This is a genomic window from Paraburkholderia sp. BL10I2N1, assembly GCF_004361815.1.
Taxonomy (GTDB): Bacteria; Pseudomonadota; Gammaproteobacteria; order Burkholderiales; family Burkholderiaceae; genus Paraburkholderia.
In genome coordinates this window covers 3,436,213-3,461,642 of the sequence record NZ_SNWA01000001.1, presented here as the reverse complement: position 1 = coordinate 3,461,642, position 25,430 = coordinate 3,436,213, and the positions used below count along the sequence as shown (strand labels likewise).

The 25,430-nt window shown below is 64.5% G+C and carries 24 protein-coding genes and 1 pseudogene; 6 read left to right on the top strand and 19 right to left on the bottom strand.

The window, feature by feature from the left end:
• Positions 1 to 200: 200 nt before the first annotated feature.
• From B0G77_RS16055 to B0G77_RS16020, 8 genes are all read right to left on the bottom strand, one after another.
• On the bottom strand, positions 201 to 1,934 hold the full coding sequence (locus tag B0G77_RS16055; RefSeq protein WP_133663004.1) for a methyl-accepting chemotaxis protein: 1,734 nt from the start codon (positions 1,932 to 1,934) through the stop codon (positions 201 to 203).
• A gap of 200 nt (positions 1,935 to 2,134) precedes the next feature.
• Positions 2,135 to 3,097: a ribokinase gene (gene rbsK / locus B0G77_RS16050; RefSeq protein WP_133663003.1), complete on the bottom strand. Its 963-nt coding sequence runs from the start codon at positions 3,095 to 3,097 to the stop codon at positions 2,135 to 2,137.
• A gap of 47 nt (positions 3,098 to 3,144) precedes the next feature.
• Positions 3,145 to 4,173, bottom strand: a complete 1,029-nt coding sequence (locus tag B0G77_RS16045; protein WP_133663002.1) for a LacI family DNA-binding transcriptional regulator — start codon at positions 4,171 to 4,173, stop codon at positions 3,145 to 3,147.
• 125 nt (positions 4,174 to 4,298) lie between these two features.
• The gene (locus tag B0G77_RS16040) at positions 4,299 to 5,315 is read right to left on the bottom strand and encodes an ABC transporter permease (RefSeq protein WP_133663001.1); all 1,017 of its coding nucleotides are present in this window, start codon (positions 5,313 to 5,315) and stop codon (positions 4,299 to 4,301) included.
• On the bottom strand, positions 5,312 to 6,907 hold the full coding sequence (locus B0G77_RS16035) for a sugar ABC transporter ATP-binding protein (protein ID WP_133663000.1): 1,596 nt from the start codon (positions 6,905 to 6,907) through the stop codon (positions 5,312 to 5,314). Before B0G77_RS16035 ends, B0G77_RS16040 begins: the two co-directional genes overlap by 4 nt.
• A 338-nt stretch (positions 6,908 to 7,245) precedes the next feature.
• Positions 7,246 to 8,202, bottom strand: coding sequence for a sugar ABC transporter substrate-binding protein (locus tag B0G77_RS16030; protein WP_133662999.1), 957 nt, complete (start codon positions 8,200 to 8,202; stop codon positions 7,246 to 7,248).
• A 352-nt stretch (positions 8,203 to 8,554) separates the two neighbouring features.
• Entirely contained in the window at positions 8,555 to 9,532 is a 978-nt protein-coding gene (gene corA, locus B0G77_RS16025; protein WP_133662998.1) for a magnesium/cobalt transporter CorA, read from the bottom strand.
• Positions 9,533 to 9,675: 143 nt separating this feature from the next.
• A complete protein-coding gene (locus B0G77_RS16020; RefSeq protein WP_133662997.1) occupies positions 9,676 to 10,110 on the bottom strand; it encodes a hypothetical protein in 435 nt (144 codons plus the stop codon).
• Positions 10,111 to 10,431: 321 nt separating this feature from the next.
• Between B0G77_RS16020 and cydX the strand changes: the two genes are divergently transcribed.
• Both cydX and B0G77_RS16010 read left to right on the top strand, forming a co-directional pair.
• Positions 10,432 to 10,593, top strand: coding sequence for a cytochrome bd-I oxidase subunit CydX (gene cydX, locus B0G77_RS16015; protein ID WP_133662996.1), 162 nt, complete (start codon positions 10,432 to 10,434; stop codon positions 10,591 to 10,593).
• The gene (locus B0G77_RS16010; protein WP_133662995.1) at positions 10,590 to 11,210 is read left to right on the top strand and encodes an ATP-binding protein; all 621 of its coding nucleotides are present in this window, start codon (positions 10,590 to 10,592) and stop codon (positions 11,208 to 11,210) included. The genes cydX and B0G77_RS16010 overlap by 4 nt, the downstream gene beginning before the upstream one ends.
• 44 nt (positions 11,211 to 11,254) lie before the next feature.
• On the opposite strand, the gene B0G77_RS16005 is transcribed toward B0G77_RS16010, so the two are convergent.
• From B0G77_RS16005 to B0G77_RS15995, 3 genes and pseudogenes are all read right to left on the bottom strand, one after another.
• The gene (locus B0G77_RS16005) at positions 11,255 to 12,352 is read right to left on the bottom strand and encodes a saccharopine dehydrogenase C-terminal domain-containing protein (RefSeq protein ID WP_133662994.1); all 1,098 of its coding nucleotides are present in this window, start codon (positions 12,350 to 12,352) and stop codon (positions 11,255 to 11,257) included.
• Between the two features lie 287 nt (positions 12,353 to 12,639).
• On the bottom strand, positions 12,640 to 13,104 hold the full coding sequence (locus tag B0G77_RS16000; protein WP_133662993.1) for an Lrp/AsnC family transcriptional regulator: 465 nt from the start codon (positions 13,102 to 13,104) through the stop codon (positions 12,640 to 12,642).
• A 174-nt stretch (positions 13,105 to 13,278) separates the two neighbouring features.
• Positions 13,279 to 14,147 (bottom strand): annotated as a pseudogene (locus B0G77_RS15995) (LysR family transcriptional regulator).
• 218 nt (positions 14,148 to 14,365) lie between these two features.
• On the opposite strand from B0G77_RS15995, the gene B0G77_RS15990 reads away from it, so the two are divergent.
• Both B0G77_RS15990 and B0G77_RS15985 read left to right on the top strand, forming a co-directional pair.
• Positions 14,366 to 14,881, top strand: coding sequence for a Spy/CpxP family protein refolding chaperone (locus tag B0G77_RS15990; RefSeq protein WP_133662992.1), 516 nt, complete (start codon positions 14,366 to 14,368; stop codon positions 14,879 to 14,881).
• A 212-nt stretch (positions 14,882 to 15,093) separates the two neighbouring features.
• Complete coding sequence (locus B0G77_RS15985) at positions 15,094 to 15,531, top strand: PGDYG domain-containing protein (protein WP_133664172.1); 438 nt, start codon at positions 15,094 to 15,096, stop codon at positions 15,529 to 15,531.
• 44 nt (positions 15,532 to 15,575) lie between these two features.
• On the opposite strand, the gene B0G77_RS15980 is transcribed toward B0G77_RS15985, so the two are convergent.
• From B0G77_RS15980 to B0G77_RS15945, 8 genes are all read right to left on the bottom strand, one after another.
• Entirely contained in the window at positions 15,576 to 15,941 is a 366-nt protein-coding gene (locus tag B0G77_RS15980) for a DUF3022 domain-containing protein (RefSeq protein WP_133662991.1), read from the bottom strand.
• 48 nt (positions 15,942 to 15,989) lie between these two features.
• On the bottom strand, positions 15,990 to 16,796 hold the full coding sequence (locus B0G77_RS15975; RefSeq protein WP_133662990.1) for a YhfC family intramembrane metalloprotease: 807 nt from the start codon (positions 16,794 to 16,796) through the stop codon (positions 15,990 to 15,992).
• A gap of 60 nt (positions 16,797 to 16,856) precedes the next feature.
• Positions 16,857 to 17,906 carry a LacI family DNA-binding transcriptional regulator gene (locus B0G77_RS15970; RefSeq protein WP_133662989.1) on the bottom strand — a complete coding sequence of 350 codons (1,050 nt, stop codon included), beginning with the start codon at positions 17,904 to 17,906 and terminating at the stop codon, positions 16,857 to 16,859.
• On the bottom strand, positions 17,903 to 18,871 hold the full coding sequence (locus B0G77_RS15965; protein WP_133662988.1) for a D-glycerate dehydrogenase: 969 nt from the start codon (positions 18,869 to 18,871) through the stop codon (positions 17,903 to 17,905). The genes B0G77_RS15970 and B0G77_RS15965 overlap by 4 nt, the downstream gene beginning before the upstream one ends.
• Positions 18,872 to 18,875: 4 nt before the next feature.
• A complete protein-coding gene (locus tag B0G77_RS15960; RefSeq protein ID WP_133662987.1) occupies positions 18,876 to 20,162 on the bottom strand; it encodes an MFS transporter in 1,287 nt (428 codons plus the stop codon).
• A gap of 55 nt (positions 20,163 to 20,217) precedes the next feature.
• Complete coding sequence (locus tag B0G77_RS15955; protein ID WP_133662986.1) at positions 20,218 to 21,234, bottom strand: sugar kinase; 1,017 nt, start codon at positions 21,232 to 21,234, stop codon at positions 20,218 to 20,220.
• Between the two features lie 59 nt (positions 21,235 to 21,293).
• Positions 21,294 to 22,067 carry a TIM barrel protein gene (locus B0G77_RS15950; protein WP_133662985.1) on the bottom strand — a complete coding sequence of 258 codons (774 nt, stop codon included), beginning with the start codon at positions 22,065 to 22,067 and terminating at the stop codon, positions 21,294 to 21,296.
• 199 nt (positions 22,068 to 22,266) lie between these two features.
• Positions 22,267 to 23,169, bottom strand: coding sequence for a LysR family transcriptional regulator (locus tag B0G77_RS15945; protein WP_133662984.1), 903 nt, complete (start codon positions 23,167 to 23,169; stop codon positions 22,267 to 22,269).
• A 119-nt stretch (positions 23,170 to 23,288) separates the two neighbouring features.
• Here B0G77_RS15945 and B0G77_RS15940 point away from each other — a divergent pair, with 119 nt between their 5' ends.
• Both B0G77_RS15940 and B0G77_RS15935 read left to right on the top strand, forming a co-directional pair.
• Positions 23,289 to 24,362, top strand: coding sequence for a YeiH family protein (locus B0G77_RS15940; protein WP_133662983.1), 1,074 nt, complete (start codon positions 23,289 to 23,291; stop codon positions 24,360 to 24,362).
• 222 nt (positions 24,363 to 24,584) lie between these two features.
• The gene (locus B0G77_RS15935; RefSeq protein WP_133662982.1) at positions 24,585 to 25,322 is read left to right on the top strand and encodes a glutathione S-transferase; all 738 of its coding nucleotides are present in this window, start codon (positions 24,585 to 24,587) and stop codon (positions 25,320 to 25,322) included.
• The last annotated feature ends 108 nt before the right edge of the window (positions 25,323 to 25,430 follow it).

Genomic DNA, 25,430 nt, shown 5'->3' with positions numbered 1-25,430 from the left:
TCGAGTGCTTCGGAGGGCATCGTACGGCAGGCGGACGATGACATGTGAAGGCGGCGCGAGCAACCTTCGCGCCCGACAATGTACCGGAACCTGATTTATCCGCCCATCGGGAGACAAAAAAAGACCGCCGTTGCACAGGCAACGGCGGTCTCCCGGTACTTCGCAGTCTCCCTTTCCGGCGAGGAGGCGGCGCAGGTTCGTCAGAAGGTTTCCCACTCCTTGTCCGAGCCGGCAGCGAGCGGGGCGGCGGCTCTCGCCGGAGCAGCCGGAGCGACCGAGGCCGGCGCGCCACCGACGGGCTTCGGTGCGGCCAGCGCCGCCTTGCGGGCTGCGGTCACCGGCTTCGCACGGCGCGCGGGCTGACTCGCGCCAAACGAGGACTGGGCCGCCCCCTCGTCAAGCTGGAACACCGCGACGGCCGTGCGCAGCTTGCCGGCCTGGTCTTCGAGCGACTGCGCTGCGGCGGCCGCCTCCTCGACGAGCGCGGCGTTCTGCTGCGTCACCTCGTCCATCTGCGTGACGGCGCGCGCGACCTGGTCGATGCCGCTGCTCTGCTCTTCCGATGCGGCCGCGATTTCGCCCATGATGTCCGTCACACGCTGCACCGCACCGATGATGTCGGTCATCGTGCGGCCAGCCTCGTCGACGAGCGCCGAACCAGACTGCACGCGCTCCACCGACGTGTCGATCAGTTCCTTGATCTCCTTGGCCGCCGCCGACGAACGCTGCGCGAGGCTGCGCACCTCCCCCGCCACCACGGCGAAGCCGCGCCCTTCCTCACCGGCGCGGGCCGCTTCGACGGCCGCGTTCAGCGCGAGGATGTTGGTCTGGAAGGCGATGCCTTCGATGATCGAGATGATGTCGGCGATCTTCGCCGAGCTGTGGTTGATGTCGCCCATGGTGCCGACGACCTGGCCCACCACGGCATTGCCGCGATTGGCGATCTCCGACGCGTTCGCCGCGAGCGCGCTCGCCTGGCGGGCGTTTTCGGCGTTCTGCTTCACCGTGCCAGTCAGCTCTTCCATGCTCGACGCGGTTTCCTGCAGCGCCGATGCCTGCTCTTCGGTGCGCGACGACAGATCAGTGTTGCCTGCGGCGATCTGGCGGGTTGCGGTGGCTATCGATTCGCTGCCCGAGCGCACCGAGCGCACGGTTTCGATCAGGCTGCGCTGCATCTTGCCCACGCCTTCGAGCAGCTGGCCCATTTCATTATGCGAGCGCACCACGACCGGGCGGCGCAGATCGCCTGCGGCGATCGCGTCGAAATGGGCGAGCGCCTCGCCGATCGGACGGGCGATGGCGGCGCGCAGCGTCATGTAGGAGAACAGGGCCGCGAGCACACCGGCGGCAATCGCGACGCTCGTCACGATGCGGAACGTTTCGAAGCTCGACTGGGCGCTGTCGTAGCCGTCCTGGGCCTGGGTGAACTGGTACTTGCGCAGCGCGTCATCGGCGCTTGACAGCTCGGTGTAGGCCGCCTGCATCTGCTTCGCGACGTCGACGATCTTCGCCTGCTCGTTGGCGGAAATCGTCGCGGCAAACGCGTCCGCTACGTGATAGAGCGCCGCGCGTTTGGCCGCCACGTCCTGCGCCACGCGATCCTCCTCAGCCTCGCGGGGCAGATCGAGGTATTTTTTCCACCACGTTTCCGACGTCGTACGCATCAGATGGGCTCTGTCAATCGTTTGCGCGGCTTCCGGCGTTCCAATCAGGAAAGCAGCACGGTCCAGCGCCAGGCGTTCACGCGCGGCAAACAGCTCGGCGTTGTCGATGTCGACCGCGCTGGGCATCTGGTTCGTAAAGGTGTCCCGGTAAGCGTCGTTGGAGCGGCTCATGCCCACCAAACCGAGAACGCCGATAGCCATCAGCAGCGCGGCGAGAAACGCCATTGTCAAACCGATACGTGCCTTGATCGTGATGCCCTTGTTCAACATGCTTCGTCCTGTATTACGTCGAATGAGGAGACGGCATGTGCAGCACGTTGCGATGCCCTGCTGCACACGTGGCACCGGTTTAGGTACGGTGCTCTAAACACGTTTACGGCAAGGCAAAAGGGGACTTGAAGTTTTTATATTGTCTGATGATTAAGCTGAAACACTATGGCATAAATTACAAAATGCCTGCCTGTGAGGCATCAGACGGAAATTTCTGCGCGCCGCGGAATCGACGGCTGGGCGCCGGCGCGTGTTACGGAAATCGCCGCGGCCTGCTGGGCGAAGCGGATCGCGGCGTCGATTGCAGCACCTTGCGCGAGTTGCGCCGCGAATCCGCCAATGAAGGTGTCGCCCGCCGCAGTCGTATCGACCGCCTTGACCTGCGGCGCCGGGTAGTGGACGGAATGGACCGAGTTGCCCGCATGGTCCGCATCGCCCGGGGTTGCGCCACCGAGCGCGGCCTGCACGCCCTGCGCCCCGAGCGTCACCAGCACGTTACGCGCGCCTGCCTGACGTAATGCTGCAGCGGCGCTGGCCGCGTCTTCCGGCGTGCGCACCGGCAGGCCGGTCAGCGTCGCCGCTTCGAGTTCGTTCGGGATCAGGTAGTCGATCAAAGGTAGCCAGTCGGCCGGCAGAGGCCCTGTGGCCGGCGCCGGATTGAGGATCACGATCTTGCCGAGACGGCGCGCTGCGGCCAGCGCCGCCCTGACCGCGTCCGGTGGCGTTTCGAGCTGGCAGATCACGACGTCGGCGGCAGCGAGTACGGCTTCGTGCCGGGCGATGGTCTCGGGCGTCAACTCGCCATTGCTGCCCGCGACGATGACAATCGCGTTCTGGCTGCTGTCGTCCACAACAATAAGCGCAACGCCGGTCGAAGCCGTCGGGCTCGCCTGTAGCGCGCCACAATCGATGCCCTCCGCTTCGAGGCCGGCACGCAGCTGCGCGCCGTTGGGGTCGGCGCCTACGCAGCCGATCATCGCCACCTGGGCGCCGAGACGCGCGGCGGCGACGGCCTGATTGCCGCCCTTGCCTCCGGCGACCTGAGCGAACGCCTGGCCCGCAAACGTCTCGCCGGGGTGCGGCAGACGCGCCGCGCGTACGACGAGATCCATGTTCAGGCTGCCCACCACGGCAACCCGGCCGCGCGTTACGTCGGTTCCCACATCTGCCTCCTTCCGATCCTGCCGGGCCCTTGCCCGTTCACTTCCCTTCAAGCGGCCGCACGGACCTCGCGCGCACCCGTAAAGGCGGCGGTCGATTCGCGCACGATCAGACGTGGCGACACCACGCGCCGGCGCGTCGGTGCGTCGGACGTGCCCGTGATGCGTTCGATCAGCGTCTGCGCGGCCATGTCGCCCAGCGCGCGAACCGATTGCCCGACCGTGGACAGCGCCGGAAAGGTGAAACGTCCCAGTTCGATGTCGTCGAAGCCGATGATCGAGCAGTCGCGCGGCACGCTCAGCCCGCGCTCGGCTGCGGCGCGCAGGGCGCCGATACCCATCATGTCGTTGCCGGCGAAGATCGCCGTGGGGCGGACGGAGTCGAACAGCTGTCCAGCCGCCCGATGACCGCCGTTACCGGAAAAGTCGCTTTCGACGATCGCACCAGGCGCGATCTCGATGCCGCGCTCCGCCATCGCGCGGATGAAGCCGTGCACGCGCATCGCGCTCACCGCCGTCGCCACCGGGCCGGTGATGCAGCCGATCTTCGCGTGGCCGAGTTCGAGCAGATGGCGGGTGGCGAGATAGGCGCCCTTTTCATGGTCGATCTGAACCAGATCCGCGCTCAGGCCTTCGATGTTGCGATCGACGATTACAAGCGGCTCGCGTGAGTCGGCGAGGCTCTGCGCGAGCACCGCATCTTCGCCGGCGGACGCGACGATCAGCCCGTCGATGCGCTTTTCCTGCAGCACGCGCAGGTAACTGCGCTGCTTGGCGGGGTCGTCATCAGAGTTGCAGAAGAACACGCAGTAGCCGTTGCGCGCGCAACCGTCCTCGATGCCCCGCGCGAGCTCCGCGAAATAGGGATTCGTACTGTTCGGCACCACGAGGCCGATCGTCGCCGTCGCGCGCGCCTTCAGCGAGCGCGCGACCGCGGACGGCACATAGTGAAGCTGGCTGATCGCGCGTTCCACCTTCGCGCGCACATCGGCCGACACCGGCCGCGAGTTGTTCACCACATGGGACACCGTCGTGAACGACACGCCGGCCACGGCCGCTACATCCTTGATCGTCGCCATAACCCGTTTCTCTCCTGCCTGTTTTTCTTGCCGACCTTGCCGGATGCGCGATGCCTTGCGCGCCCGGCGCTGGTCTCTTCTCTCAATGAATGGCCCATTTCATCTCACTGCCGACATCCGTGCCGCTAGATCCTTCTGCGCCTGCTCCGATACGTGTCCAACACCACTGCGACCACGATCACCGCTCCCGTGATGATGCGTTTGGTCGGCTCGTTCGCGCCGATCTGCGCGAGGCCCGCCGCCAGCACCGAGATGATCAACACGCCGAAAAACGTGCTGATCACCGAGCCGCGGCCGCCCATCAGGCTCGTGCCGCCGATCACCACCGCGGCGATCACCTGCAGCTCCAGCCCGACACCCGCGTTCGGATCGGCGGCTTCGAGCCGCGAGATCTGGAACAGCGCAGCGAGGCCTGACAGCGCCCCCATCAGTGCGAACACGATGATCTTGTACGGCCGCGGATTGACGCCCGCGAGCCGCACGGCTTCCTCATTGGTGCCGATGCCCACCAGATAGCGGCCGAACACCGTGCGCGTCAGCACGAGCTGCGCCGCAATCATCACGGCGACCGCGATCAGGAAAGCCGGCGAAATGCCCACCGCGATCGGATTCGACAGGAAGTCGAACGCGTCGCCGATATAGGCCGTGCGCGAGTTCGTCATCTGGTAGGCGAGACCGCGCGCCGCTTCCAGCACGCCAAGCGAGACGATGAACGACGGAATCCGCCAGCCGACCGTGACCGTGCCCGTCACCGTGCCCGTGAGCGCGGCCGCGGCGAGGCCCAGCAGCGCGGCCGGAAACGGCCCCCAGTGCCATTTCAGCGCCGCGACGCTCACCACCGATGCCCCCAGCGCCAGCACCGAGCCGACCGACAGGTCAATGCCGGCGATGATCAGCACGAAGGTCATGCCGACCGCCATCACGACCAGATCGGGGATCTGGTTGGCGATCGTGCTGAACGTGTCGTACGTCAGAAAATGTGAACTCAGCACGGAAAAGAGCGCGATCATCGCGAGCAGCGCGCCCGCGAGGCCGAGGTAGTTCGAAAAACCCAGGCGCGTGCCGGCTGGCTTGCCGCTCGCGAGCGGCGCCGAAGGATCGGTCGGCGGCGCCGCGTCCGGCTGGTTGGTCACGTTCGTCATGACAGACTCCCTGCTTCGTGCGTGTCGGGGGCATGCAACATCGCTTCTCGGCTCCGGTAACCGGCAAATGCCGCGGCGAGCAGCGCGTCCTGCGTCCACTCGTCCCGGTTGAACATGCCCGTCATGCGGCCCGCTGACATCACGCCTATCCGGTCGCAGATCAGCATCAGCTCACGCAGGTCGCTCGACACCACCACGAGCGCCCGGCCCTCGCGGGCCAGTGCGCCCATCAATCCATAGATATCGAACTTCGCGCCGACATCGATGCCACGCGTGGGTTCGTCGAACAACAGTACCTTGCAGTCGCGCGCGAGCCAGCGGCCGATCACGACCTTCTGCTGGTTGCCGCCGGACAGCTCGCCAACCGGCTGCGCAGGCCCGGCGCTGCGAATCCGCATCGCGTCGATCTGCTTCTGCGCAAGCGCGTTTTCGCGCTTCGCATCCACCACGCCATGCCGCGCCACGCTGCCGATATTGCCGAGCGACACGTTCGCCGCGATCGGTTGCGGCAGCAACAGACCCTCCCCCTTGCGGTCCTCGGTGATGAGCGCAATGCCCTGCCTGACCGCATCGGCCGGCGAGTCGATTTGCACCGGCGCCGGCGGCTGCCCGGGTACTTTCGCAAGCGACACCGTGCCGCGATCCTTCAGATCCGCGCCGTAAACGAGCCGCATCAGCTCCGTGCGCCCCGCGCCGATCAGGCCGCTGATACCGAAGATCTCGCCCGCACGCACCTCGAACGACACGTCGCGCACGACATCCGCGCGCCCGATGCCCTCCACCTTCAGCAAGGGCGCGCCGATATTGCGCACGCCCAGATCGATTCTTTCGCCCAGTTCGCGGCCGACCATCAGCGTGACGATCCGCTCGCTGGTGAGGTTCGCCATCGCGTCGACATGCACCAGCCGGCCGTCGCGCAGGATCGCGATCCGCCCGGCCACCCGCGCGAGCTCTTCGAGCCGGTGCGAGATGTAGATCAGCGCCACGCCGCGCGCCTTCAGCCGCGCGATCTGCTCGAACAGCAGGTCGACTTCGCGCGCCGTCAGCATCGCGGTCGGCTCGTCGAGAATCAGCACCCGGCAGTCGTCGATCAGGTTGCGTGCGATCTCGACCATCTGCTGATGCCCGATGCCGAGTTCTCCGACGAGCGTGTCCGGGTCGATCGCATCCAGCCCGACCTGCGCCATGGCATGCCGCGCGTCCTCGCGCAGCTTGCGGCGGTCGATCCAGCCGAGCCGCAGCGCTCCGGCCTGCGGCAGACGGTTCAAAAACAGGTTCTCCGCCACCGACAACGTCGGCAGCAGGTTCAACTCCTGCATCACCATCCGCACGCCGAGCGCTTCGGCGGCCGTCCGGCTGGCAGGGGCGTATGACTCGCCACCGAGAAGCATCGAGCCGGTCGTCGGATCGACGAGCCCGCCGATGATCTTCGATAGCGTGCTCTTGCCCGCGCCGTTCTCGCCGGTAAGCGCAAGCACCTCGCCTGCATGCAGGTCGAGGTCGACGTCAGCGAGCACCGGTTCGGCATACGTCTTTCCGATCCCGGTGACGGACAGTACGGCAGGCAGCGTATCGTGGGCAGCTAGGTCCATCGCGATCCTGGTTCGGCAGCGCTCGCACCGGTCTTCATGCGATCTGAATCGGCTGAAGATGCGGGCGCTCGACTGCGCACGTCATGGCGGTTTAGCTGCGAGGCCTGGCTGCGCGGCTCACCCAACCGGCCCAACTTCGTGACTCGCCCCGCTCGCCTGGGCGCGCAGGTCGCTGACACCTATCCAGCGCAACGCCACGCGTCCTTGCGCATCGTGCGGTTTTGTCAGCCGCCCCCATGACGCCTATCTATGGAATAACGGCGGCGCAGCGCCTTTCTTGAGCGTTTATTGAATTCCCGTAAACCGGCGCGCGAGACGGCGCCGGTTCGCCGCCAGCCCTACTTCGTGACGAGAACGACCGGCGTCTCGACCACGCCCGACAGTTCCGACTGCTTCTTGTGCTCGTTGATCGCCTTCAGCGCGGTATCGATACCGAATACGGCCTGTTTGGCCGCGTACTGATCGGCGGTCGCGAGGACGCGGCCGTCCTTCAGCATCGGCTTGATCGCGCCGATGTTGTCGTACCCGACGACATACACCTTGCCCTGCTTGCCCGCCGCACGAACCGCCGACACCGCGCCGATCGCCATGTTGTCGTTGCCCGCGAGCAGCGCCTTCAGGTTCGGATATTCGTTTAGCATCGCTGACGCCACCGCGTTGCCCTTGTCGATTTCCCATTCGCCCGACTGCACTGAGACAACCTTCGCGCCGACGCTCTGCATCGCATCCTTGAAGCCCGCGGTCCGCTGCTGCGCGTTGGTGGTGGTCGATACGCCCTCGATGATGCCGACCTCGTCGCCCGCCTTCAGCCGCTTCGCGAGGAAGTCGCCGACCTTCTGCGCGCCCTTGCGGTTATCCGGGCCGACGAACGGCACATTGAGGTCCTTCGACTTCAGCACGTCCGGATCGAGCCGGTTGTCGATATTGACGACGATGATGCCCGCGTCGACGGCCTTCTTGACGACCGGCACGAGCGCCTTCGAATCGGCCGGCGCCAGCACAATGGCGTCAACCTTCGACACGATCATCTGCTCGACGATCTGGATCTGCGCGGCCGTATCGGTCTCGTTCTTGATGCCGTTGGTGATCAGGTCGAACTGGCTGGAATTGTGCTTCTGGTAGTCCTTCGCGCCGGTCTCCATCGTGAGGAAAAACTCGTTGGCAAGGGACTTCATGACCAGTGCGACTTTGGGCTTCTTTGCGGCTTGAGCGTAAGCAGTGGAAAACGGCAGGACTGCTGCAGCGGTAAGCACGACTGTGGCCGCCAGGACGCGCCGGCGAATGCGGTGATTCATGCGGATCTCCAGTTATCTGGCTCAGGGCGAGCCGTATTCTTGCTGGTGCGCAAACGTTTGCGAGGGCTATTCTCGACGTAGCCTGTTCGACGTGTCAACGATTCGCGGTGCTGCAGTGCACATGCTCCGCAACGGTCCGCAGGCACGCTGCGAGGCGTGCGGCAGGCCGCATGGCATGCCGCGAGGCGACGTTCTGGCAAGGATCTCCCGCTTGGTCTGGCATTCGTTTCGATCCCGTCCGATGCATGGTTCGCCGCGAACGGGATGCTTATGCTGTCCCTTTATTGCGCGAGATGCAAGTGGGCGCGCAGATGGCCGCGAGACGCCCGGGTGGACGAACGAAGCCCGCTGACTACAGCCAGTTGGCCTTCTTGAAGCGCCAGTACAGGCACCCGTCGATCAAACCCATCACGGCAAGGCAGACCGGATAACCGTACTGCCAGTGCAGCTCGGGGATCTGCTGGAAGTTCATCCCGTAGATGCCGGCGATCATGGTCGGCACGGCAAACAGCGCGGCGAACGAGCCGAGCCGTTTGGTCACCTCGTTCTCCGCGAGCGAGATCATCCCGAGATTGACCTGCACGGCCGTGACGATGATTTCGCGGCGGCCTTCGAGGGTGTGTACGATCCGGTCGAGGTGGTCATACACGTCACGGAAATAGGCCTGCATGCCTTCGCAGATGCGTGGAATGCGCCCGCCCGTGAGCTTGCCGACACTTTCGAGCAGCGGCGAAATGTGATGGTCGAGCGTGACGAGCCGGCGCTTTAACGAGTACAGATCCTCGATGATCGCGCGCGACTGGGCAAGCGTGTGCTTGCCGAAGATCCGGTCTTCGATTTCTTCGATCTCCGTGCCGAGCGCCTCGATGATCGGAAAGTAGCGATCGACGATGTGGTCCGCGAGCGCGTACAGCACGAACGCCGAGCCTTCCTTGAGCAGCGCAGGCTCCCGCTCGCAGCGGGCGCGCACCGCCTGGAAGCCGTGCCGCGTCCGGTTGCGCACCGACAGCACGTAGTTCTGGCCGACGAATACATCCACCTCGCCGATCAGCAACTCACCGTCTTCGCCCATTTCGAGGGTATGCATCACGGCGAACAGCGACTCGCCGTATTCCTCGATCTTGGGCCGCTGGTGCCCGTTGCGGACGTCCTCGACGGCCAGTTCGTGCAGATCGAACTCGTGCTTCATGGCGTCGAGCTCTCCGGGAGCGGGGTCTTTCAGCGCGACCCACACGAAGCACTCGGGCTTCGCCACATAGACGCTGATGTCGTCGACCTCGATATCGGCCAGCTTGCGGCCGTCCTGATATGCAACACAGTTGATCAGCATGGGTTGATTACCTTGAAAACGACCGCAGGCGGCGCGACGTCGCTGTGCACGCCCCCATTCTGCGGGCGGATGACGGGGGCAGCCGTCATGTTAACGGCTCTTCATGAAAGCGACGGCGTGGTCTGCCTGCGCGTACGGACAGGTCACTTCGGCACGCGTCGCAGCTGGATCCGATGATCCTGGTCGAACGTCACGCTCGCGTGATCCGTGTAGCGGTCGGTCACCATGAACGGCAATTCGACGACCGGGTCGAACTGCGTCGATACCGCGATCCGGTGCATGCCGGGACTCAGATAGAACACGACGCGCTCGCCGTTCATCAGGTCGGTAACCTGTTCGCCGTCGACATAGACGAGTGCGTCGCGAAACCGGATCACGAGGTCGCCGGCGCGCTCGCGGCGCACATCGACCGCAACCTTCCCCGCCTCGGGTTGCGTGTAGCCCTGTTTGACGATGCGCTCGACCGGGACGTTCTTGAGCGGCACCTTGTCGGCCGAAGTCTCCGCACAGCCGGCAAGCGCGATCAGCGCGGCGGCGCTTGCCAACGTTCTCCATGCAACCGGCAGGCGCATCGGCATGGTCAAGCTCTCCTCTTCTGTTGGTGTCGCGTTCAATTCCGTGGAAGGTTCACGCCGTGCCGGCGTGCGCGCAAGGCGTTTTGATCCGCGTCAATGATACCTGCCACTGCTGCGTCCAAGGCAAGCCTCGGGCGGACCACGGGCCCGTTGCACCCGCATTGCCCCTCTTGCGCGGCGTAGCCTTCCTGGTCATGATCGCTCCATGCGGGCGGGGTACCGGCCGCAGATTGTCGCCACCCTGGTTCGCCAGGCAGTTTGCTTCGATTCGACCGCCTGCTGCACGACGCGCCGCAGCGGCGAGACACCGGCAGGGAGACTGCGATGTGGTATTTCACCTGGATTCTCGGCGTGGGCGTTGCGCTCGGTTTCGGGATCATCAACGTGATGTGGCTCGAGGCGAGCGGCAAGTTCGCACGCGACAGCGCCGCGCCCGATGAAGGGCCGCCGGCCCCGTCCCAAGCATCGAAGGACACGCATCCGTGACGCATCTGGTTTTTTTCTGCGGGCACGCGGGCACCGGCAAGACCACGCTCGCGAAGCGGCTGATCGGCCCGCTCATGCGGGCGACACAGGAAGCGTTCTGCCTGCTCGACAAGGACACGCTATACGGTGGCTACAGTTCGGCGGTGATGGGTGTGCTGACCGGCGACCCGAACGATCGGGACAGTCCGCTTTACCTTCAGCATCTGCGCGATCCGGAGTATCGGGGGCTCGTTGATACGGCGCGCGACAATCTCGAACTCGGAATCAATGCGCTCGTGATCGGGCCGCTTTCGCGTGAGGTGCGCGACCGGCGCCTGTTCGACAGGGCCTGGCTCGGCGTGGCAGATGACGTGGAAATCCGCATCGTGTGGGTGTACACGTCGGAAGAAACGGCGCACCAGCGGATCATCGAGCGAGGCAATCCAAACGATGCGTACAAGCTCGCGCACTGGGACGAATACCGGCAGCGGCGCTTCGTCCCGAGCGGTGACATCTCCGACGAACTCCTGATGTTCGACAACACCGCCCCGGGCGCGGCCGACTATGACAGGCTGCTGGCGCGCATCGTCGGCGCCAGTCTCCCGCCGCTTTCGATCATGCCACCTGTGCCGGCGTGACGTTGCGAGGCGCACCGGCATCGGCCGGAACGCCTCTTCCTGCCTTAAACCGTCGCCATCGACTCCAGCGCCTGCCCTTCATACAGACGCCCGAAGCGGTTCGCAAGGAACGCCTCCAGCGACACCTGCTCCTGCCGCACAAAGCCCTTTTGCGGCAGCTTCTTTTCGCGGAACAGATCGAGCACCGCGCACATCGCGCCGGCCGTGGTGATCTGGATCGCGCTCATCGGCACGCCGCAGACCGTCTTCGCAAAGATCTTGCGCGTGAACACTTCCTGCACCAGCTGGCCATCGCGCATGCCCGTCACGGTGATGAAAATGAGCACGACGTCCTGCGCCGTCGACGGCACCGACCGGCGCATGATCGACTTCAGCGTGTCGCGGTCGGTAGCAAGACGGAGATCTTCGAGCAGGAACTGCATCAGGTCGCGGTGACCCGGATAGCGGACCGACTTGTAGTCGAGCGTTTCGACGCGGCCCGACAGCGTCTCGCACAGCGTGCCGAGGCCGCCGGACGTATTGAAGGCTTCGTATTCGGTGCCGTCGAGGGAGAAATGTTCGAGGCCTTCGAGCGGCTGCACCCACTGCGTGCGGCTGTCGCGGATCGCTTCGCAGGGCTGGCAATACTCGTTGATCAGACCGTCGACGCTCCACGTCAGGTTGTACTTCAGCGCATTGGTCGGGAACTCCGGCAGCGCGCCGACGCGCATCTTGACGTCGCGGATTTCGGTGAAGCGGTTCGCCAGTTCGTGCGCGGCAATGCCGATGAAACCAGGTGCGAGGCCACATTGCGGCATGAACGCGTGCTCGGCGTCGTCGGCGATCGCGCGGATCGCATGAGTTGCGCGCACGTCTTCGGTCAGGTCGAAATAGTGGACGCCCGCGCCCTTCGCCGCCGCCGCTACGTTCACCGCCAGGTAGTACGGCAGCGCGTTGATAAGCGCATCGAAGCCCTGCACCGCGGCGCGCAGTGCGGCGGCGTCGCCGGAGTCGACGCGGCGGGTCGGGATGCCTTGCGCGGCGAGCTTGTCGAGCGCGTGCTGATCGCGATCGAGCGCGACGACTTCATAGTCGCCAGTCTCACGCAACATGTGGGCGATGGTGTGACCGATCAGACCTGCGCCAACGATGGCAACTTTCATGCGCTTCTCCTTTGTTCTGTGTGTGCCGTGTGGGTTATCCACGGCTTGTAAAGTGCGCTGCGCTTCGCGCAGCGCCTGACGGGCTGAACCCTTGCAACACAGTTTATGGAGAGGCCGGTTCGAATCATAGGCACAAGATGCTGCGCTATGACCACGACTTTCGACGATATGACGAAGCGATTATCTAATTTGACGAAACGCCTGAAAATGCATCAGGCGCTCGCCGATGCAGGGCCACCAGAATGCCGCCCGCCTTCGGCTGATTGCGGTCCGCCGGGCCGTTTGACTCAACCGCCTATGGTCCCCCGATCGATCTTGCGCGCGAGGATGATCGACGTCGTCGTTCGCTCGACGCCCTCCAGCCCGCCGATCTGGTCGAGCAGATCGTTGAGTCGGTCGGGCGAATCGGCACGCAACCAGGCGACGTAGTCGAATTCGCCGCTGACTGCGCACAGCAGTTGCACCTCGGGCATCCTGCCGAGCCGCTTCTGGACATCCGGCCCGTACTTCGGCGCGAGGATGATGCCGACGTACGCGTAGATACTCGCGTCGAGCACGTCCTGCCCAAGCCGCACGCTATAGCCCGCGATGACATTGGTGCGCTCTAACCGTGCGATGCGGGCAATGACCGTGGTCCGCGCAACGCCCAGTTGCCGCGCGAGATTCGCCACGCTCTCACGCGCATTCGCCTGCAGAAGGGCAACCAGGTTGCGGTCGAGATCGTCGAGTTGGTCAAGGCGCGGAGGTCTCATTGATGGCAGAGGGAAACGTCGAAAGATAGGTCGATATGGGTCGATGTGGAGACGTTGCCCGACCTACTCGGGATCAAAGCGGGATCAAAGCGCGGGATCACGCATGAGCAACATCACGCCGCCGGATTATCCCCCGTCGCGCGGTATCAGCGATCGGTTTGCTGTCAGCTTGCATTACGCGCCGAATCGTTCAATCACAAAATCGATGAAGGTGGTCAGCTTCGGCGTCGCGCGCCGGTCACGTGGATAGATCAGATGCACGGGCGAACCGTCCGGCAGAAACGCTTCCAGCACCGACACCAGTTGCCCGCTTTCGATCTCCTTCGCCAGCAGCGCCTCGGGTTGCAGCACAAGACCAAAGCCGCGCAGCGCGGCCACCTTCAGCGCCTGGCCGTTGTTTGCGCGAAAACGGCCCGCACGCAACTGGTTTTCATCGCTGGTTTCACCGTCGAGCCGCCACAGCCCTTCGCGGCCCCAGTGCAGAAAGCCCAGACATTCATGCTGCGCGAGATCGGCGGGCGTGTGCGCGGCGTGCCCATCCGCGCGAGGTACTCCGGCGAAGCGCACGCGCGCATCCGGTACGGCTTCAACGGCCGCGCGACGAAACTCGAATCCGGCAGACGGCCGATACGCACGGCGGCGTCGAAGCCTTCTTCGACAAGATCGATGATCCGGTTCGACAGATCGAGTTCGAGGCTCACCTCGGGCCAGGCGGTCAGATAGTCGGTCATCGCGGGCGAGAAAATCTCGACGCCGTAGGTGAGCGGCGCCGTCACCTTGAGCACGCCACGCGGCGTCGCTGCCATCGCCTCGGCCAGCGACTCCGCCGCTTTCACGTCTGTCAGGATCCGCCGGCACTGCTCGTAATACTGGCGGCCAATTTCGGTGAGGCTCTGACGGCGCGTCGTACGGGTCAAAAGCCGTGTGTCGAGCCGCGTTTCCAGCGAGCGAATGTGTTTGCCAACCATCGCCGACGATATGTCGAAGCGTTCGGCCGCCGCCGTAAGGCTCCCCGCTTCGACCACAGCCACGAAGATCTCCATGCTGACGAATTTGTCCACCCGCCATTTCCTGTTCGTTTCGGTTGTAAGCAGTTGTCGCAATGCAGTCGCAATGCGCGCATATCGTGATACTAATATCACCAGGACGAAGTGCGCAGGCGAATTGCAATTGCAAGCCCTCCGGGATTGCAAGCCTCATCAGGCAGCCGTCACCGGAACGGCGCACTTCGGCCCGATACGAACAGACATCAGGAGTTTCGATGAAAAAAACACTCGTTATGCTCGCCTCCGCACTGGCGATGAGCGGCGCCTTTGCCCAGACTCCCGCCCCGGCCAGCGCCCCCGAGGCCGCCCCCGCAGCTGCTCCCGCATCGGGGGCGGCGCGCTATGAACAACGCGTTGAGCAGCGCATCGCTTACCTGCATTCGCAACTGAAGATTACGCCGCAGCAGGAAACGCAGTGGAAAGCATTCGCCGACACCATGCGCACCAATGGCGAGACGATGGCCGGGCTCTACGAGCAGCGCATGAGCAACACGGCGACCAAGTCCGCGGTGGAAGACATGCAGCAATACGCGACCATCGCCCAGGCACACGCGGACGGCATGAAGAAGCTGGTCGATGCATTCGACCCGTTGTACAGCAGCCTCTCGCCTGATCAGAAAAAGCTGGCCGACACGACGTTCCGCCATCCGGAGCATGGGGAACAGCACCATCATTCGAAGGGCGTGAAGAAAGGCGCTTCGGAACAGGACGACGCAACGGTCAAGCCATAAGCAGCCTGCGTTGTCCGGCGACGTTGCGACATCGACCGTCGCCGCAATGACAGAAAAACGCCCGCCTTCACCGGTGGGCGTTTTTCGTTGTTTGATAGAAGCGCCGGTTTCGCGTTACCCTTGCGGCCTCGATGCCGCGCCTGCAAGCCGCGATGGCATCCCCATGCCGCATCATCACGCGTGCGTTGCCTGACCTTTTTGCCACCCAAGCCATGATTGAACTGAAGAACATCGACCTGCGTACCGACGCAGCTGCACAGCGCTACGTCAAGGACGAAACCGTCAGCGTCGAATTCGCCCCGGGCGACGGCGAGCTGATGAGCCTCGAAGGACCCAACCGCTATACGCGCGGCGACGCGCTCGTCACGGGCTCGACCGGCGACCGCTGGGTGGTGTCGCGCGAGCGCTTCGACGCGAAATACGTTCCGGCCAACGCGGCGCTTGCGCATGGCGGAGCGGGCTCCTATCGAAACCGTCCGGCCATCGTGCTGGCGAAACAGATGCACGCGCCTTTTTCGATGGCCCGCACAGCGGCCGGGGGAGATGTGCTGCACGGCACGGCCGGCGACTGGATCATGCAATACGCCCCCGGCGACTATGGCGTGGTGCAGGCGGCGCGCTTTGCGAAGGTTTACCGCCCCGCCGGGTGACCTGACGTGACGACTGAAGCGCCAACCGAAACGCTTCACGAACTTCACGCAAATTCGTCGCCCAGATCGACCGTGACCTCGCGCGGCACGGTCTCACCATTCGCGTACATCTCTTCGAGCGACCCGAGCGTTGCTTCCACATACGCGCGCAGCACCGCAAAACTGCGTCCACGCAGGCGCGGTGGCGTCGCCCGATAGCGCGCCAGCGCAGCCGGCGTGATGACGACGCTCATCGTGATGCGGCGCGCGGTCGACCCGAAACGCATCGCCACCCAGATCACCGTCAGCGCGGGCGTGCCGTCGTCGGCGGGACGTTCGGCGAACTGGGTCTGTTCCGGGAACAGGTCGCTGATTACGCGCGCCAGTTCCTCGAAGTCGGGGCTTGCGCAATCGTACTGGTAGGCTTCCATTTTTACTGGCCGAAGATAGGGGTAAGCAGGCTGGTCAATGTGCGGCGCTCACGCCGGAGGCATGGAGCGGCGCAACAGGTTGAGGAGCATACCGGCAATACCGACCGCCACGAGCACATAGATCCCGTCAACCAGCACGAGCGGCAGTACGCCAGCCTGAAACAGCGCAGCAGGCACGTCGACGAGCGCATGGGCGACGATGGCAAGCGGCAGGATCCCGCGCCATCCAGCCCGCAGACCTCGCCACATCAGCACCGACAGCGCGATCTGGAACACCAGCGCGGCGAGTCGTTCGAGCGCGAAAATGCCCGCGGTCGCGGGCGAAAGGCTCGCCAGAATCAGGTGGACGCGCATCATGGCGTCGGCAGGCAGGTTGGTCAAGTGCGAGTCGAGTTCGCCGCGGTTCTCGAAGACGGCGAAGACGATCCATTGCACCTGCACCAGCACGCCGACGAGCCACGCTTCGGCACCGCCGTGACCGAGGCCATACGCGAGCGCCGTGCCGTCCGCGTTCGCAGCGGGCGATGCGTTCTCTCGGGCGCGCTTTAACAGTAGCCGCATCGCGATGAAACGCCCGACCTCCTCGCAGATCCCCGCGGCCAGCGCACCGTAAGCCACGAACGCGACCGGGTTCGAAAGCCAGCTTGCCGTCGTTTCGTTCAGATGCAACAGATAGTCGTTTATCGCCCGCTCGATCACCATCGCGAACAACGCAAACACGGCAATGCCGGCAATGGCGTCGCGCCGGTTGAGCGCAAGCGGCGCCCGCAGGCGTCGATACACGAGGATGGGAACCGCGGCGACGACCAGCGTCGCGAGCGCGACGCTGGTAAGGGTAATGGGTGCAACAACCATGAGCTTCCTTGCAGTGACCGGCGCGCACCCGCTGCGCGCCGCAGACCGCATGATCGCAGATCAGCGCCCGGTTGACGCGCGAACGATCAATTCGCCCGGCAACAGACAGTCACGCGCCGCCTCGGTCGCGCCGTCGATCCGCTCGTTCAGGAACTCGACCGCGCGATAGCCGATGTCGTAGGTCGGCTGGCGGATCGTCGAAATGCCGGCGAGTTCGGCCCATTCGGGGTCGTCGAAGGATAGCAGCGCGACGCGCTCCTGCCAGTGCGCGCCGTAGCGCGTGTTCAGATGAAGCGCGAGCCGCAGCGCGACCGGCGCGTTGGCGGCAAACCAGGCGATGCGTTTGCTGGCCGCCTCAGAGGCCGCGTCGACCTCGCGATCCAGCGCGGCGAGCGACGCTTGCGCCGACGTTTCGTCGGCCAGGTCGAACACGACCGTCCGGCCGCGCGCGCCCTTCGCACCCTCGATCTCGTCGCGAAACGCCGCTTCGCGCAAACGTCGCGAACTGACCTGGTCGAACGGCTGCACGACGAAGCGGATGTCGTCGAAACCCTGCTCCAGCAGATGCCGGGTGCCGGACCGGGCCGCTGCGGCGTTATCGAGCCCCACCATGTCCGCCGTCAGCCCTTCCACCGTGCGATCGACCAGCACCGCCGGAATCCCGCCGTCGCCGACTGGCCGCAACGTTTCTTCCCGCACGCCAAGCGCATTGACGATGACGCCTTCCACGCGATACGTCGTCAGAAGCTGCAGATAGCGCCGCTCCATCTCGACTTCGTTGGCCGCGTGGCAAATGAGCGGCATGTAGCCCAGCGCGTGGCACGCGGCTTCGACACCCTGCAACACCTCGACCGAATACGGATTCGTGAGGTCCGCAACCAGCATGCCGATCAACCGGTTGCGGCCGCGCTTGAGACCGCGGGCCATCTGGTTCGGCTGATAGTCGAGACGCTCGATCGCGGCCTCGATGCGCGCACGCAGTTCGGGCGACAGCACATTCATCTCGCCGTTCAGATAGCGGGAGATGCTGGTCTTGCCGGTACCGGCTTCGCGTGCGACATCGGTGATCGTCGCGCGGCGTGGCGCCGGGGCGCGAGCCATCGTGCTCATTGCTTCAGCACTTCGCGGTTGACGATGTTGCTGGCGAGCGAGCCGTCGAGCGCAGCGACGAGATTCTCCGCTGCGCAGCGCGCCATGGCGTACCGCGTTTCGTGCGTCGCCGACCCGATGTGCGGCAGCGCGACCACGTTTTTCATCGACAGGAGCGGCGAGTCGGCAGCAAGCGGCTCGCGTTCGAACACGTCGAGCCCCGCACCGTGTATCGTGCCGGCCTTGAGCGCATCGATGAGCGCCGCCTCGTCGACCGCCTGGCCGCGCGATGCGTTGATGAGAATCGCGCTCTTCTTCATCGCCTTCAGTTCGGCGGCGCCGATCAGGTGATGTGTCTCCTTCGTCAGCGGCACCTGCAGACACACGAAATCGGACTGCGCCAGCAACTCGGCGAGTTCGACACGCCGGGCGCCAAAGGTCTTTTCCGCGTGTTCATTGGGGCTGCGGTTCGTGTACAGCACGCGCATGTTGAAGCCAAGCGCAGCGCGCCTTGCAACCGCACCGCCAATGCGCCCCAACCCCACGATGCCGAGCGTCTTGCCCTGCACGTCGACGCCATAGTGTTCGGCGCCGATGCTGCGTTGCCACTGACCGGCCTTCACTAAGTCCGCCAGTTCGACGACGCGCCGCGCCGACGCGAGAATCAGCGCGAACATAGTGTCGGCCGTTGATTCAGTCAGCACGTCGGGCGTATTCGCGAGCACGATGCCGCGCCGCGTGAGATCGGCCACGTCGAAGTTATCGAAGCCCACGGAGATCGTCGACAGCACCTTGAGCTTCGTCGCACCTTCGAGCATCGCCGGCGTGATCTTCACGCTCGCGCCGATCGCGCCATCGGCCTCTTTCAGCGCGGCCACGAAGGCGTCGTGCTGCGCGGCGTCGACTTCGACGACTTCTGCGTGCTCGCGCAGCCAGGCCGTCACATCATCGGGCAGCGGCTTGTACGCGACGATCTTTTTCTTCATCGAGTCATTTTCCTTGTAACGGAGTAGCAAGCGGGTGGGCATGTTGCACCGGCTGCGGTTTGACCGCGAGGGTCAGGATCACGGCGGCAACCAGCGCCGCGCTCATGAACGCATAGGATGCCGCAGGCGAGCCCGTCGCGCCATTCAGATAGCCGACGACGTAGGAACCGACGAACGAGCCGAGCGCGCCCATGCTGTTGATCAGCGCCATTGCACCACCGGCGACGTTCTTCGGCAGCAGTTCCGGCACGATCGCGAAGAACGGCCCATACGGCGCATACATCGCGGCGCCGGCAATCACGAGCAGCGCATACGACAGCCAGAAGTGCGTCGAGCCGAGCGCGTACGACAGGGCAAACGCCATGGCGCCGATCAGCAGGAACGGCCACACGAACAGCTTGCGGCGATTGAGTTTATCCGAACCCCACGATGCCGCAAGCATCGCGATGGTGGCGGCAAGGTAAGGCAGCGCCGACAGCCAGCCGGTTTCGACCATGCCAAGCGACGAGCCGTTCTTCAGGATCGACGGCAGCCACAGCACGAAACCGTACACGCCGATGCTCCAGCAGAAATACTGCGCGCAGAGCTTGATCACGGCAGGTGAACGGAACGCTTCGCCATAGTTGCGCACCGGCTTGATCGCGGCCTGTTCGGCGCGCAGCGTGTTTTCGAGGTCGTTCTTTTCCTGCTGCGTGAGCCACGACACCTGCGCCGGCCTGTCCTGCACGATGAACCACCAGCATACGGCCCACAGGATCGCTGGCAAGCCTTCGGCGATGAACATGTGACGCCAGCCGAACGAATGCACGAGATAGCCCGATACCACCGACATCCACAGCACCGTCACCGGATTGCCGAGAATCAGGAACGTGTTGGCGCGCGAGCGTTCGCTTTTGGTGAACCAGTTGGAGATGAAGATGAGCATCGCCGGCATCACGGCCGCCTCGACGATGCCGAGCACGAAACGGATCGTCATCAGCGATGGAATATTGCTGACCATCCCCGTCAGCGACGCGCATCCGCCCCACAGGATCAGGCTCCAGAACACGAGCTTCTTCACGCTGCGGCGTTCGGCGTAGATCGCACCTGGAATCTGGAAGAAGAAATAGCCGAGGAAGAACAGCGCCCCGATCAGGGACGACAGACCCTTGCTGATGCCGAGATCCTGGTTGATCCCGGCCGCCGACGCGAAACCGTAGTTCGCGCGGTCGAGATAGGCGAGGCTGTAGGTGATGAACACGATCGGCATGATCGTCCACCAGCGGCGAATCGCGAGCGATGAGGTTGTCATGGGTGTCTCCTTGAACCTGAAGCGGGGAATGGGCGTGTCGCGCCTTGTCGCACGGTTAGTGCAGCGTCTGTGACACCTTGTTTTCTGTCTGCGTGACGGCCGTGACGGGTGTCATGTTCGTGATCTGCGGGTGTTCGAGCGCATCGAGTTCGCTGCGCGTCGGCAGGCCTTCGGAATCGCCGATCACCTGAATCGCGAGCGCGCCGATTCGGTTGCCGCGCGCGACGGCCTCACCAACCGGACGCCCTTCGAGCAGCGCACTGACGACACCCACCGCGAAACCATCGCCCGCGCCAACCGTATCGACGACCTTCTCGACCGGTTGAGCGGCAACGCTGCCGGCAGCGTCGGCCGTGCGGAAATACGCGCCTTTTGCGCCCAGCTTGATGATCACGCCGCGCGCGCCCTGATCCAGGTAGAAGCGCGCGATGTCGTCGGGCTTCGTGTAGCCGGTCAGGATCTCGCCCTCGCCGATGCCGGGCAGCACCCAGTCGGCGTGTGCTGCAAGTGAATTCAGCGCCGCGACCATCGCTTCACGCGAGGGCCACAGCGTGGGGCGCAGGTTCGGATCGAACGAGATCGTCTTGCCTGCCGCGCGCATTTCCTTCGCCAGATGGAAAGCGAGTTCGCGAGAGGTGCCCGAAATCGCAGGCGCGACGCCCGTCAGATGAAGATGGCGCGCGGACAGCGCGTAAGCAGGTACGTAGTCTTCCACCGACAGGTGACTCGCGGCCGAGCCCTTGCGGAAATATTCGACAGCCGGGTCGCTGCCATCATCGTTCTTCGACTTGAGCTGAAAGCCGGTCGGATAGCGCTCGTCGGTCGTGACGCAGGCGGCGTCGACGCCTTCTTTCGCCAGCGTATCGCGCACATACTGTCCGAACGAATCGCGGCCGACGCGGCTCATCCAGCCTACCTTGAAGCCAAGGCGCGAAAGACCGATCGCGACGTTCAGGTCAGCACCGGCAATGCGCTTCGTGAACTGGAAGACATCGGCGAGTTGGCCGGTTTCAGCAGCGACGAACATTGCCATCGCTTCACCGTAGGTGATGACATCGAGTGTCGATTGCATGGCTTCTCCTTCATGTCCCGCGCTTCGTGCCCGGGATTGCTGCACATTCCTGTCTGTACTCACGCGGCCGCAAGCCACGCGACGTAGTGCGCTGCGTCCGCTGAAAGGCGCTCTGCGTCGAACTGAAATTCGATGCCTCTTGGCACATCGCGCGGCAGCAGCGGCAGCACGGCTGCAAAGACGGGATCGTCGGACGTGGGTCCGACGGCGAAGCGCCGCGCGCCCTCACCTGTCACCGCCTTGCAATGGATGTATTCGACGTGCGCCGCCAGCCGATGCGCCGCGTCGAGGGGCGCTTCGCCAGGCCATTGCCAGTTGCCGATATCGAATGTCATGCCGAGAACATCCGCATGTCCCTCTTCACCCAGCAGGTCAAAGAGTCGCACGAACTGCGCCACCTGGCCGCCTACCTTCAACTGCCCGTTCTCCACGACCAGACGCGCTTTCGCGCCGCGCACACAGGCCGAGATTTGCGCGCCGGCTGCGTAGGTGGCGTCAGCGGCGAAGCCACCCAACTGCAGTTTTACGAAGCGTGCGCCGAGCGCCGCGCCTTCCGCGAGCGCGGTGCGTAACGCGGCTTCGTCGAGCGTGCCGTCGGCGGCGTAGAGCGCATCAGGCGTCGAATACACCGGCCACATGCCGAGTTCACGGATCGCGTCGCCGAGCGCACGCAATGCCTCAGACGCAGCTTCCGCTTCAGATGCAAACAGTTCACGACGGACCTCGAACGCCGACGCGCCCGCGTCAGCTGCGGCTGTGAGCCATGCACGATGGCCGTCCCGCCGGATGGCATCCACGCCAAATGCACTCGCCACGATCACCACGTCACACATGTCGAAATTACCTCGGCTGTTACCCGCTTCCATTGCTTGGAACCGGTTCCATTTGAAGGTTTGAAAAAAGCGCCTCGCGCGCTTTGATGGACGAATACTGCGCCCTGCGGTTGGCCGGCGCCATAGTGGAAATCCCTGGAAATGATCGTTGCGCGATGACCTGAGCCCCGCCGCGAGTGCCAGCGCGGGATGCCGCGATTCAATCCGCGTCCGCCAGACACAACTCCAGAAAGCGTTCCGCCACCCGCGAAGGCACGCTCGCACGTGGCATCAGAATCGAAAAGCGCCGCGTGAGCGGCTCCGGGCTCAGCGAGAAGCGGCACAGCACCTCGTCTTCGTGACGCATCGACATCGCCGACACGAAGCCGATGCCCATACCTGCCCGCACCGCCTCCTTCACCCCTTCCACGCCCGCGATCTCCAGCGCCACCCGCATCGGCACGGTCGCGCGGGCGAACGCCCGTTCGACCATCTGGCGCACGCCCGAGCCCGTCTCGCGCAGTACGAGCGGATAGGCGCCAAGGTCATCAAGAGCGACGTTGCGGGGTCCGGCAGACGCGGTGTACTGCATCACGAGCGGATGGGCTGGCGTCATGATCGCGACGATTTCGTCCTCGCGCCAGGGATGCACGACGGTGTCCGGCGGCAGGTCCGCGCCCACCGGCCCTTCGACCATCGCGATATCGACCGTCGCCAGCGAGCCGACGATTTCGGACGTATTGCCGTCCGCCGTGTGCAGCGTGACATCCGGGTAGCGACGGTGGAATTCCGCGATCAGGTACGGCAGCAGATAGCTCGCCGGCGTCGTGCTGGCGCCGATTCTCAGCGTGCCGCGCTCCAGTTCGCGCAACGCGTCGCGGAAGGCATGCGCCTGCTGCCAGGTGTCGCGCAGGCGGCTCGCGTAGCTCGCCAGCTGTTCGCCCGTCGGCGTGAGGCGCACGCCGCGCCCGTCGCGCTGGTAGAGCGCCTCGCCGAACTCCTCCTGCAACAGGCGCAGCTGACCCGACACGGCAGGCTGGGAAAGATGAAGTGCGACAGCTGCCCGGCTGATGTTCCGGTGCTCGGCGACAGCGGCGAACGTTATAAGCTGGTCGGGGGTCATGGCTTGAAACTATCGGTATAGCTTATATTTTACGTCGCAAATGACGATTTTTCATATCGATATATCCAAATTAGGATTAGGCCTTCGCTTCAGACACACTCTTTTGAGGGACGAACATCATGTCCACCGTTCAAGCTCCAGCCGTCGCGCACCAGGCCCCGTCGACCCGCGGCCAGTTGAACGGCATCCTGTTCGTCGCGCTGTTCGCGGCGGCCGTCACCAGCATCGCTTCGTTACCCGCGATCGCGGGCCTCGGCATGAGCCCGCTGATTATCGGCATCGTCGCGGGCGCGATCTACGGCAACGCGTTGCGCGACGGCATGCCGGAAAGCTGGGCCGCCGGCGTCAACATCTCGGCGCGCAAGCTTCTGCGCATCGCGGTCGCCTTCTTCGGGCTGCGCGTCAGCCTGCAGGAAATCGCCCAGGTCGGTTTGCCCGGACTCGTCGAATCGGTTGCGATCGTCGTCAGCACGCTCGCGATCGGCACCTGGGCCGGCATGAAACTGATGAAACTCGACCGCGACAGCGCACTGCTCACCGCAGCGGGCAGCGCGATCTGCGGCGCGGCCGCCGTACTCGCGTTCGAATCGACGCTGCAGTCGAAGCCGCATCAGAGCGCCATGGCGGTGGGCAGTGTCGTGCTGTTCGGCACGCTGTCGATGTTCCTCTACCCGGTGCTGTATCACGCAGGCTGGCTGCATCTGAATACGCTCGGCGCAGGCCTCTTCTTCGGTGGCACGATTCACGAAGTGGCTCAGGTAGTCGGCGCAGCGAGCAATGTCAGCCCCGAAGTCACGCACATCGCGACGATCGTCAAGATGACCCGCGTGATGCTGCTGGTGCCAGTGCTGCTCGTGCTCGGCGTGTGGCTCAGCCGTTCGGCGCGCAACGCGGCAGCGGCAAGCGGCAAGCAGACCACGCGCAAGCTGGCGATCCCCTGGTTCGCGCTCGGCTTCCTCGCACTGGTCGTCGTCAACTCGATGCATGTGCTGCCTGAAACCGCGACGCATACGCTGAACACACTCGACACCTTCGCGCTGACGATGGCAATGACCGCTCTGGGTATCGAAACCCGGATCTCGCAGGTGAAGCAGGCGGGCCCCCGGGCACTGACCACCGGCTTGATCCTGTACGTGTGGCTGATCGGCGGCGGACTAGGCATCACGTGGATCGTCGAACGCCTGCTTGGATGAAGCACCCCGCCCGGCCGGTCCCGCTCGCAGCCCCGCCCCGTGCGGGGCTTTTGCGTTCCTGCACGCGCCATCGTGCACCCGCTTCGTGCACCTCTCCATACGCTTTCGCGCGCGCTTTTGCTTTTGTACGCACTTCCGCACGCCGATTGCACAATGCCGGGCGCACACACGTCATACTTTCCGCTCGCGCAGTGAATCACACAACCGAGCGAGGATTGATCGATGGCCTATGAACTCTACTACTGGGACGGCCTGCAGGGCCGTGGCGAATTTATCCGGCTCGCGCTCGAAGAAGCCGGCGCCGAGTACATCGAAGCGACACGCGAGCCGGACGACGACGGCCTCGGCACCGATGGAATGCTGAAAGTGCTCAGGAGCAGGACCGAGCCGCATCCCCCGTATGCGCCGCCATTTCTCAAGGACGGCGACCTGCTGCTTTCGCAGACCGCTAACATCCTGATGTATCTCGGGCCGAAACTCGGTCTCGCCCCACACGACGAGGGCCTGCGCCATGTGGCGAACGGCCTGCAGCTGACGATAGCCGATGCCGTCACCGAAGCGCATGACACGCATCATCCGCTCGCGGCCGGCCTCTACTACGAAGACCAGAAGGATGCGGCAAAGGTCCGCGCGCACGATTTCATCGATCACCGCATCCCGAAGTTCATGGGTTACTTCGAACGCGTGCTGAAACAGAACCCGGCTGGCGACCGCTATCTGGTCGGCGATACGCTGACTTATGTCGATCTGTCGATGTTCCAGCTGATCGACGGCCTGTCCTACGCATTTCCGCGTGCGATGAAGCGTTTCGGCGAGCACTATCCGCTGCTCACCGCGCTGCATGATGCCGTCATCGCACGGCCGAATATCAGTGCGTATCTCGCGTCTGAGCGGCGTCTGCCGCATAACGAATCGTGTGTCTTCCGGCACTACTCCGAACTGGACAAGGCCGCACGTTGAAGGCAACCCGCGCAGAGCGAGGCGTGCTTCACCCCGCGCCAGTGAACGGATTCCTGATGCGCGCGTCTCAGGCGCGCGCCGCAGTGCTATTCTTGCGCCCGAGCCACC